The 10,032-nt window shown below is 51.5% G+C and carries 5 protein-coding genes; 1 reads left to right on the top strand and 4 read right to left on the bottom strand.

What is annotated here, in order from left to right; genetic code table 11:
* Positions 1–68 precede the first annotated feature (68 nt).
* Positions 69–1,757 carry a methyl-accepting chemotaxis protein gene (locus ACZ9H4_RS23920; RefSeq protein ID WP_476121205.1) on the top strand — a complete coding sequence of 563 codons (1,689 nt, stop codon included), beginning with the start codon at positions 69–71 and terminating at the stop codon, positions 1,755–1,757.
* Positions 1,758–2,408: 651 nt separating this feature from the next.
* On the opposite strand, the gene ACZ9H4_RS23915 is transcribed toward ACZ9H4_RS23920, so the two are convergent.
* From ACZ9H4_RS23915 to ACZ9H4_RS23900, 4 genes are read right to left on the bottom strand one after another with little or no spacing between them, the layout of a single operon-like run.
* A complete protein-coding gene (locus tag ACZ9H4_RS23915) occupies positions 2,409–4,025 on the bottom strand; it encodes a type I restriction-modification system subunit M (RefSeq protein ID WP_408156576.1) in 1,617 nt (538 codons plus the stop codon).
* On the bottom strand, positions 4,022–5,179 hold the full coding sequence (locus ACZ9H4_RS23910) for an AAA family ATPase (RefSeq protein WP_408156574.1): 1,158 nt from the start codon (positions 5,177–5,179) through the stop codon (positions 4,022–4,024). The genes ACZ9H4_RS23915 and ACZ9H4_RS23910 overlap by 4 nt, the downstream gene beginning before the upstream one ends.
* On the bottom strand, positions 5,176–6,393 hold the full coding sequence (locus ACZ9H4_RS23905; protein ID WP_476121202.1) for a restriction endonuclease subunit S: 1,218 nt from the start codon (positions 6,391–6,393) through the stop codon (positions 5,176–5,178). The genes ACZ9H4_RS23910 and ACZ9H4_RS23905 overlap by 4 nt, the downstream gene beginning before the upstream one ends.
* Complete coding sequence (locus tag ACZ9H4_RS23900) at positions 6,386–9,379, bottom strand: type I restriction endonuclease subunit R (RefSeq protein ID WP_476121217.1); 2,994 nt, start codon at positions 9,377–9,379, stop codon at positions 6,386–6,388. The genes ACZ9H4_RS23905 and ACZ9H4_RS23900 overlap by 8 nt, the downstream gene beginning before the upstream one ends.
* Positions 9,380–10,032: the final 653 nt, after the last annotated feature.

The raw sequence follows: 10,032 nt of genomic DNA, 5'->3' as shown, positions 1-10,032 counted from the left end.
CGCGTTGAAATACCGCTCGCCACGAGCGTTTCGCCGCGCGATGGATTCAGCAACCTTAGTGTGACGCTGTGTCCGGAATTACAGGGTCAACTCCAACCGAAGGCTTTTCGAGCTTCGTGCGCGGCATCAACGCACGCGCGGAGATGGCGATGCAGGTGCGAACTGCCGTCGACCGCCGCGCAATCGCGGCGCGCAATCTGGTGCTCGTGACCCAACCTCAGGATATCGACATCGAGAAAGCCGACGTGATGCGTGCGCACGAAGACGTGCAAGCCAATCTGAAAAAACTCAACGAGATGATTGCGACCGCGACCGACACGTCGGACAAAGCGCGCAGCCTCGTCGCCGGGATCAATCGCGTGGAGGCTGCGTACGGGCCGGTGGCAACCGACATCGTCAATCTCGCGCTCAACAACAAGCGCGACGACGCGATCGTCAAGATGGACGAGCAGTGCCGGCCGCTGCTTGCCGCGCTGGTCCGCGCGACCGACGCATACGCCGACTACACGCACGGCCGACAGGAACAGTTGATCAACAACTACGCGACGCACTTCCAGACCCAGCGCAATCTGCTGATTGCGATCAGCCTGGCTGCGGTCGCACTCGCGATCGGCGCATGCGTGCTGATCACGCGCGCGGTGACCGGGCCGCTGCGCGTCGCGATCGATGTCGCGCGCACCGTGGCACAAGGCGATCTGCGCACGCGCATCGTCGTCGACGGCAGGGACGAGATCAGCAAACTGCTCGGCGCCTTGCGCGAGATGAACGAACGGTTGACGGCGATTGTTGGACGCGTGCGCGACAGTAGTGCCAGCATCGCGGGCGCGGCACGCCAGATCGCGGCGGGCAACATGGACCTGAGTCAGCGTACCGAGCAGCAAGCCGCGTCGCTGCAGGAAACGGCGTCGAGCATGGAGCAGCTCACGTCCACCGTGAAGCAGAACGCCGACAATGCGCAGCAAGGCAGCGCGCTTGCTGCGAATGCTTCGTCGGTGGCGCAGAAAGGCAGCGCGGTGGTCGGCCAGGTGGTCAACACGATGCAGGACATCAGCGATAGCTCGACGAAGATCGCGGACATCACGGGGATCATCGAAGGCATTGCGTCCCAGACGAACATTCTGGCGTTGAACGCGGCGGTCGAAGCCGCGCGCGCGGGCGAACAGGGACGCGGCTTCGCGGTGGTCGCGAGCGAAGTCAGAAGCCTGGCTCAGCGATCGTCGAGCGCGGCAAAGGAGATCAAGGATCTGATCGCCAACTCTGTCGGCAAGATTCGCGACGGGTCGACGCTGGCCGGTGAAGCGGGCAAGACGATGAGCGAGGTCACGCACGCCGTCGCACGGGTGACGGACATCATGTCGGAGATCGCGGCAGCGTCGAGCGAACAAAGCCGTGGGATCGAGCAGGTGAACCTGGCGATTACGCAGATGGACAATGTTACGCAGCAGAATGCTGCGCTGGTTGAGGAGGCGGCGGCGGCTTCGAGGTCGATGGAGGATCAGGGGCAGCAGTTGAATGAGGCGGTGGCGTTTTTTCGGGTTTCGGGTGGGGGGTGGAAGCTTTGGGGTTTGCTGGGTTTGCTGGGTCAGCCAGTTCTGCTTCGCGGCGGGAGATGCCGCGGCGGGAGGTTGCGGGTGCGGACGTGGTTACGCCGGTTAGGCGGGTGGCGCGTGCTGCAGCTTCGCCGGTGGTGGCGCTGGCGGTTGGGGCTGCGACAGCTGCGGGGGCAAGCGCGGATGGGTGGGATAAGTTTTGAATGAAGTGTTTTTTGTCGGGGCGCGTGGGGTTCGTGGGGATGGGGGTTATTGCAGGGGACGTAGGCTGGATGCTGGGGGGCTAGATCTAGCTTTGCGAGCGTGGGGTGGAAACGCAAAAACCGGCTAAGAGCCGGTTTTTTGCGTTTGAACAAATCTTATTGGGAGGAGGAGGATCGAACAATCCCGGAGAAAGCCGCAGGGCGGGCGTGACGCTCTCCGGCAATCTTCTAAGATGCCCCCTGCGCAGGGCTTTGCGCCAGATCATTTGAATACGCCATCCAACTCCTGACCATTCCAGCTTGGTCCCCGGAGAATCTTCGCATCAGCTCGTCTCAAACGAAGATTCACGTTGTTCGACCAGTAATACCTTCTATGTCAACACATCAGCAACTTCCTAGAGCTCCCGGATGCTCAGCTCGTCATACGAGACGACCAGGCCGGGCACTCGGCGCAGTCAAAGAACCTGATCATGTGGCTCAACAAGGTCAGCGAGGACGTTCTTGACCCGGTCAGACTAGCGGCCGCTCCTGAGATTCGAACACTAGCGGCATGCTTCACAAAGTATCAACGAACATACTATCTTCCGCAATGGCGTGCAGCAGCTCTGTTGCCCTGAAGTACAGCGCCTTGCCATTGCACATCCGTTTAACTTCCCTAGATCGGGGACAGGCCTAACTCCTTCAGAAAGGCGTTATGAGCCTCTGCGGCCTTTGTGGCACGTTTTTCAATGTCCTTTAATTCAACGCTTACGCTCTGTAAATCAATCTTTTCCTCGGTCGTGGCGGTGCTGACATACCGGGAAACATTTAGATTAAAATTGTTTTTCTCGATTTCCTCCATCGACACACGCCGGGAGTAGCGCGCCTCTTCATTACGGTTCTGATAGGTGCTGACGATCTTATCGATGTGTTCTGGCAAAAGACGGTTTTGGCGCTTTCCTTTTTCGAAATTGTCTTCAGAGCTGGCGTTAACAAACAGCACGTCATCCGGCTTTTTGCATCTTTTTAAAACAAGGATGCATACTGGGATGCCGGTGGAAAAAAACAGGTTGACCGGCAGGCCGATCACCGTATCGATATGTCCATCCTTAAGCAACTTGGTACGAATACGCTCTTCTACGCCACCGCGGAACAATACGCCGTGGGGCAGAATAATTGCCATCACCCCGTTGTCGCTCAGGAAGTGGAAACCGTGCAAAAGAAAGGCGAAGTCGGCGGCGGATTTCGGCGCAAGACCATAGTTCGCAAAACGAAAATCCTCGTTTAGTGTCTCGTTGGCGTCCCAACGGTAGCTGAAGGGTGGGTTGGCGACCACTGCATCGAATTGCAATTTTCTGGCCGGGTTCATCTCATTGAGGATATCCCAGTCGTTGAGCAACGAATCACCATGGTGTATCTCAAACTCTGTATCCTTCACTCCATGAAGAAGCATGTTCATCCGAGCAAGGTTGTACGTGGTGATGTTTTTTTCCTGCCCATATATCTTCCCGATTGAGCCCCCCTCTTTGTGAAGCTGCTTGCGTACATTTAGCAGCAGAGAGCCTGAGCCGCAGGCAAAATCCAGTACCTTGTTCAGCTTCTTCTTTTTTCCGCTAGTGGGGTCTTGACTGTCGAGTGTAACGATTTCGGAAAGAATGGTTGAGATCTGTTGCGGCGTGTAAAACTCACCCGCCTTTTTGCCAGAGCCAGCGGCGAACTCGCCGATCAAGTATTCGTAGGCATCTCCTAAAATGTCGGTGTCAGTACTGAATTTCGAGATGCCTTCAGCGATCTTCTGGATGATTGTGCACAGCTTGATATTGCGGTCTGACGGTTTCTTGCCGAGCTTTTCAGAGTGGAGGTTGATTTCCGAAAAGAGACCCTGAAACGTACTCTCGAATGATTTCTCCTCGATGTACTTGAAGCCCTTCCACAGAGTATCCAGAAGATCGCTATTGTGTGTGCGCGCCATCTCTGCAACACTGCTCCACAGGTATGCCGGTTCGATCACATAGTGCACCTTGAGGCGCATCTGTTTTTCGAAATCTTCTGTGTCCACGGCATTCTTCTCATACCAGATTGCTAGCGGCGCGCGGTGGTCCCCCGATTGAGGTCGCGGATAGTCGCTACCCAATTCCTTCTTTGCCGCCGTTTCGTAGTTGTCGGAAAGGTAGCGCAAGAACAGGAACGACAACATATAGTCGCGAAAGTCGTCGGCATTCATTGCGCCGCGCAATTGGTCGGCAATATCCCAAAGAGTTTTGCCTAGCTTGTTCAATTCTTCCTTGGTCATACTGTTGTCTCTTTGCTCAATTCTGCAAACAATTCAGGGTTAAATTCATAGCTAGCCATAAATTTGGCCAAAATATTTTTAAAATGTTGCTTGTTTTCCTCCATCATTTCTTGCGGCTCAAAGTGGGAGTATCCACCATGATTCAGCAATTGAATGATGCGATGATGCAGGATTCCTTCAACATCATCACTATCCCGCTTAATGAAGTCGGAAAGGTTGTTAAAGCCGTGGAAGCTGGCCGCTTTTTCCATTAGATTTCTGAGCATGCCGAAGTGGTACGTATAGATCTCGTTACGCCTCGATGCTTCATTTAGCAATCTCAAAACCGCTACATGATGAAAATATGGTGTGTCGCTAGTATCTTTAAGAGAGTAACTCACACTACCTTCCTCGCAACACAACATGTATTTAACTGCCTTCTTTAATTCATTGCAAATGACATTAAAGAAGAGCGCGTGATGAGAAGAAATTACGATTTTAACTTGGCCATTTGAATCCTTCAATATTTGCCCCAAATGGTTTGCAACCGCTATGGCGTAGTTGTCATCGAGCGAAGAGATCGGGTCATCAATGTAGATGTATTTCACCCATTCATAAGGCGAACCATCTTCTTTATCTAGAGCCATTTGAGCAACGGCAAGAAAAAAGCACCAAGTAAATATATTTTCTTCGCCTCGAGATATCTTGATGTCTTCGACCGTGTTCGACGTGCCGCCAACGAGGACCTCCCTTTCAAATGAAACATAGGTGATCGTTTGCTTTACCAGTTGATCTTCTTCTTTGATTTCGATCTCTTTCGTCTTGATCTTAAAATCAAAATCAACATGGCGGTGCAGGAGGCTGCGAATTTTTGCGTCTATCGCTGTACCAAGGAGCCCGCTGAAGAATCGGGAAGTCGTGTTTAACCGAAATTCCCTCTTCGCATCGCCTTCTAGATCGTTATCCCAATAAAACAAGTCCTCGGTAAAGGCATTAAAGTAAAGCGTGTCCCGGCTGTCGCCATTTTTACCTAGATCTTTGAACTCCATCGACAGACGCGTCTTGCCGGTGCCATTGTAGGCAAACAGCAAAACGTACTTCTTCTCCGCCAATTTTTCACGCAGATGGCTAGCGACTGCATTGAGATTGTCGAAAGCTGCCAGCCCCTCGTTCATGCGCACACCTCATCAATCGCGGGAAAAAGCTGTTGCATGAGACCCTTTTTATAGGCTCTAAGAGCATCGACTTTTTCCGCTTGGCTCGAAATCAACTCGTCGATTGAGGTTAAGCAGTTTGCGATTCTCTGTTGCTCGCCAATGGAAGGAACCTGAATACGTAGCTCTTTAAAATATGGCATCCCGATTGTCTTGATCGTATTTCCAACAGCAACTCGTTCAAAAGTTGGTTTCAAAATTTGTAATACGTAATATAAAAACCAGTTTGACAATCTGGTTTCGTTACAAGTCCACGCAATGAAATGCTGGCTCACGGCCATTTCCGATTGCAGTATTGCGCTTTTCCCAACACCAGCATCGCGGCTGAGTATTACGGTGCCCGCAGGATGAAGCACGGCGGACGAATTTTCAACCCCTTCTTTAGAAATCTCAATTTTTGTAGTAGAAATATAGCGATTGTCGAGTTTGTTCGAATCAGCGAGCGATACCCATTTGACTCCTCCGTTGTAATAGCTCGAAATTTGCTTATTGGGTGTATGTCCGGACCCTCTCTTTCCTAACCCATCGAGTTTTTCCGACTTCCACTCCCCTTTTTGACGAAACTCAGGAAAGCGCAATTTGGGCAGCATTTCGCCTTCGGCCGGGAATAATTGTTGAAGTAAACCCTTTTTGTGCTTTTTAAGGGCGGCGAGTTTTTGGGTTTGGGACTTTATTAAGCTATCAACTGAAGTGAGACAATCGGCGATCTTTTTTTGTTCTTGGAGGCAAGGCACTGGAATTCTCAACTTCGAGAATATCGAAATCCAATGTCGCTCGTGAACACCCACCTCATACCTAACCATCTGCATCGATTCATAGGCAAATTTAATGTTGGCATTTTTTCTTGCCAACAAAATTTTCATAGCGGATGATTTTGCTTTAAACGGGAAGTCAACGTATTTCGAAGCGGTTGTAAAATCATCAAAAATAATTACAGGAAGCCCTTGTTCAAAAATTCCGTCGGTTTCATCCGTATAGCCCAAAATAAACGTCTTTCCAGCCGTTAAAACTGGAGTGCTGAATTTGTCATCATAGGCAGTGCTGCGAACCAAATAATTGGTTGGCTGTAGATAGTCTAAGCAATCGCCTAGTTCTTTCAACTCCCACGTACCGTTGCCCCGAAATTCGCGGAAGCGTCGCTCCGGCACCAAGACTTGCTTATTATGCTTACTCATATGCATTCAACCCAGAGATTTCACGGCCGTCCGCAAGTTTTTGCAGATAAGGCGCCAGTTCTGCCATCAAGGCCAATTCGGCTTCGCGCCGGGCTTTCCAACCAAGCCCCAGCGGCGCGAGCAAGTCGGTCAACTGCTCACCATCGAAAATCATGCGGCCCATAATGGTATCTACAAAGGCTTGCAGCGCTGCAGTTTGCAGGCCATGTTTCTCGGCGAGATTGGCTAAATCTGCAGCGGCCTTTTGCGCCATAAAGTCTTGATAACCCGAACGGATTTCTCGCTCATCCAGCACTTCACCAGTTTTTAGGCTGTTGATATAGGCGATGATCTCTTCGCGTTGTTCCATCAAGTTGGCGTTGGCGCTGATCAGCTCTATCAGCTGGCCGCGGGTCATCTTCTGCTTGCCTGTTTTCTGAGTGGACTTGGCAATCAGCCCCATGATGTAGTCATAGTCGATAAGGCTGGAGGCGAATAGCACAAGATCGAATTCCAATTGTTGAACTTCTGGCTCCGACTCACCACCCTTACCCTGCTTGCGCTTGAGGTCCAGCGCCGTGTCAAGGTAGGTGGCCTTGAAACCGCGCAGAATATCGGAGGGTAGTCTTTGCTCGATGGCTTCTCTGCTATGCTCGTCGAGATCGGTGTATTGTTCCAGTTGGGTCTTAAGTTTTTGTACTTCTTTGAAATGGTTGACGAAGTCCGCCTTGGCGATATCGCCTTTGAGGTTGACTATTTGTGACGGCTCGCACGGTAGTCCTTTAGCCGCCATAAAACTTTCCAGCCTGTCTACCGCCGCTTTATATTGCCCTACTACCTCGGAAGCTGGGTCGACCAACCAGATTTCCCGCGCCCGGCCGAGGGCCGCGCCAGAAAAAAGTTTGATGGCGTCGTCTACTTCGGTTTCCTGATAGCGGAAGTCGAGAATGTTGCCCCAAGGTTTGGTGTCATTGAGCACGCGATTGGTGCGCGACAACGCTTGGATGAGGCCATGGTGTTTGAGGTTTTTGTCAACATACAAAGTATTGAGGTACTTGGAGTCGAAGCCCGTAAGCAGCATGTCCACTACGATAGTGATGTCGATCTTGTTTTTGCGCGGGTATTCGGCATTGCTATATTTCTGATTCTTGATGCGTTGTTGCACGTCTTGGTAGTAGACGTCGAACTCGTTGATGGTGTGATCGGTGCCATATTGCTCGTTGTAGTCGGCGATGATGGCCTTGAGCGCGGCCTTCTTTTTCTCCGGCTCTTGTTTGTTGTCTTCCTTTTCTTGTGCTAAGTCTTCCTGCAATTGCTGCACGTCTTTGTTCCCTTCTGCCGGTGGCGAGAAGACGCAAGCGATATTAAGCGGATCGAAACCACCATCTTCTCCTCGCTTATCTGCCTGCAGGGCTTTGAATAGCTCATAGTATGCGATCGCGCTACTGATCGAGGCTGTGGCCAGTATCGCGTTGAAGCGGCGTTGATCGGTCGCGCTGTCGTGTTTTTGCAATATTGCGTTGATGACAGCATCGGGCGGCGGTGTTTGCGCCTTCTTCGCTTTCTTGTCCTCACCCTTGCCAAAGTAGTCGATATGGAAACTCAGCACGTTTTTGTCATCAATGGCGTGAGTGATGGTGTAGGCGTGCAGTTCTTTTTCGAAAATGTCTTTGGTGGTTTTGAAAGAACCGACATTCCCATCAATTTGCTGATAGGTGGCGTTTTCGTCAAAGATGGGCGTACCGGTAAAGCCGAACAGTTGCGCCTTGGGGAAGAATTCTTTGATGGCCTTGTGATTTTCGCCAAACTGCGAGCGGTGGCATTCGTCGAAGATAAAGACCACGCGCTTATCGCGCAAAGGTTCAAGGCGTTCTTTGTAAGTTGGTTTGCCCTCTTTTTGCCTTGCCTTGTTGCGTTTGCTGTTTTCGTCCAGTGCCAAGCCGAGCTTCTGTATGGTGGTTACGATCACTTTGTCGGCGTAGTCGTCGGACAGCATGCGGCTCACTAAGGCCTCAGTATTAGTGTTGTGCTCGACGCAGCCCTCCTGAAATTTGTTGAACTCGTCGCGGGTCTGCCGATCGAGGTCTTTGCGATCCACCACGAACATGCATTTTTCAATATCAGGGTTATCTTTCAGCAGCGTGGAAGCCTTGAACGAGGTGAGGGTCTTGCCGCTGCCGGTGGTATGCCAGATATAACCATTGCCGCGATTCTGATGGATGCATTCAACAATCGCCTTGACCGCATAGATTTGGTAGGGGCGCATAATGAGAATTTTTTGCTCGCTCTGCACTAGAACCATATAGCGGCTGATCAGGCGACCCAACGTGCACTTTTCAAGGAAGTCGACGGCAAAATCGTGTAGGTGAGCGATCTTGTTGTTTTTTTCATCCGCGTGCTGATAGATAGGCAAAAAACGCTCATCTGCGTTAAAGCTGAAGTGCTGGTCGCGGTTGTTAGCAAAATAACGGGTATCGCTTTCGTTGCTGACGACGAACAACTGCATGAAACAGAGAAGCGTGTTTGTATAACCGTTGCCGGGATCATTTTTGTACTCGACAATCTGCTCCATGGCACGGCGCGGGCTGATTTGCAGTGATTTCAGTTCGATCTGCACCATTGGTAGGCCGTTGATCAGAAGAATCACGTCGTAACGGTGGTGACTATTATCGGTATTAATCCGCAGTTGGTTAATGACCTCGAACTCGTTCTTGCACCAGTCCCGAATGTTGACCAGCGTGTATTCCAGTGGGGTACCGTCCTCACGAGTAAACTTGCCCTTCTCACGCAGAGTCTGTGCGGCGGCGAAAGGATCGGCAGTGATGATTTCATCGCGTAGCCGAGCAAATTCGGCGTCAGTCAAATGAACGCGATTTAACGCCTCAAACTTTTTCCGAAAATTAAGCTCAAGCGCGAATTTGTCGCTGATGTTGTCGCGGTAGGTATATTTGAGATCGACTAGCTTGGTGATCAGTCTTTGTTCGATCTGGTTTTCTTTTTGCATCATCTTGCCAACTCGATTCACTAAATATTTGATAGTTGCGACCGACCAGGCAGTCGTAACGGGCTTGTCGCTCATGAACATCCAGTCAACGGACAACAATTGAAGCCCATTGCGAGGCAGCGCGCCGTGATGCAGGGGCATCTACTGACCGCAAACTAGCACCAGCGTTTGGATTGAGATTGTCGCCCATTTGTACGCTGATAGAAACTGTGAAATACGGAGGGCAGCCGTTGCAACTCGTCTGCTTACCCTCCATTGACAGGGCACAAGACAAGGGATCGAAGGGCCACGCGACTGACGAGCCTTGGCTCACACTGGCAGATCCCTGTCGCGATAGCGGGGCAGTTGTCGCATCGAAAGGCGGCAACGTAAGCGGTACGTTCTTAATTCGGTCTGTGCACCACTCGTCGTTCACACGACCGCAGAGACGGCGACAGCTTCGGCTACAGCGACTTCTGCTCGACAAACCCACCGACTGTTCGCGACTCATCGTTACCGCAATGCTTCTCCAAAACCCTTCAGTTGCTGCTCACGGGAGCTTCGGCAGCTGAGCGAGTGATTTGTCATTGAGTTGGCTGATGCTAGCATCGCGGCCGGACACTACGGGATCAAGCCCAAAAACATAAATTTCCGTGGGGCAATGCGGGACAAATAGC

Source organism: Paraburkholderia sp. TE9906 (assembly GCF_056279605.1).
Note: the sequence above shows the minus strand (reverse complement) of the source record. Positions and strands in the feature narration are given on the sequence as shown.

Bases quoted from the DNA above. Each gene is read 5' to 3' on its own strand.
- ACZ9H4_RS23915 (WP_408156576.1), bottom strand. From the start codon at position 4,025: ATGACCAAGGAAGAATTGAACAAGCTAGGCAAAACTCTTTGGGATATT.
- ACZ9H4_RS23910 (WP_408156574.1), bottom strand. From the start codon at position 5,179: ATGAACGAGGGGCTGGCAGCTTTCGACAATCTCAATGCAGTCGCTAGC.
- ACZ9H4_RS23905 (WP_476121202.1), bottom strand. From the start codon at position 6,393: ATGAGTAAGCATAATAAGCAAGTCTTGGTGCCGGAGCGACGCTTCCGC.
- ACZ9H4_RS23900 (WP_476121217.1), bottom strand. From the start codon at position 9,379: ATGATGCAAAAAGAAAACCAGATCGAACAAAGACTGATCACCAAGCTA.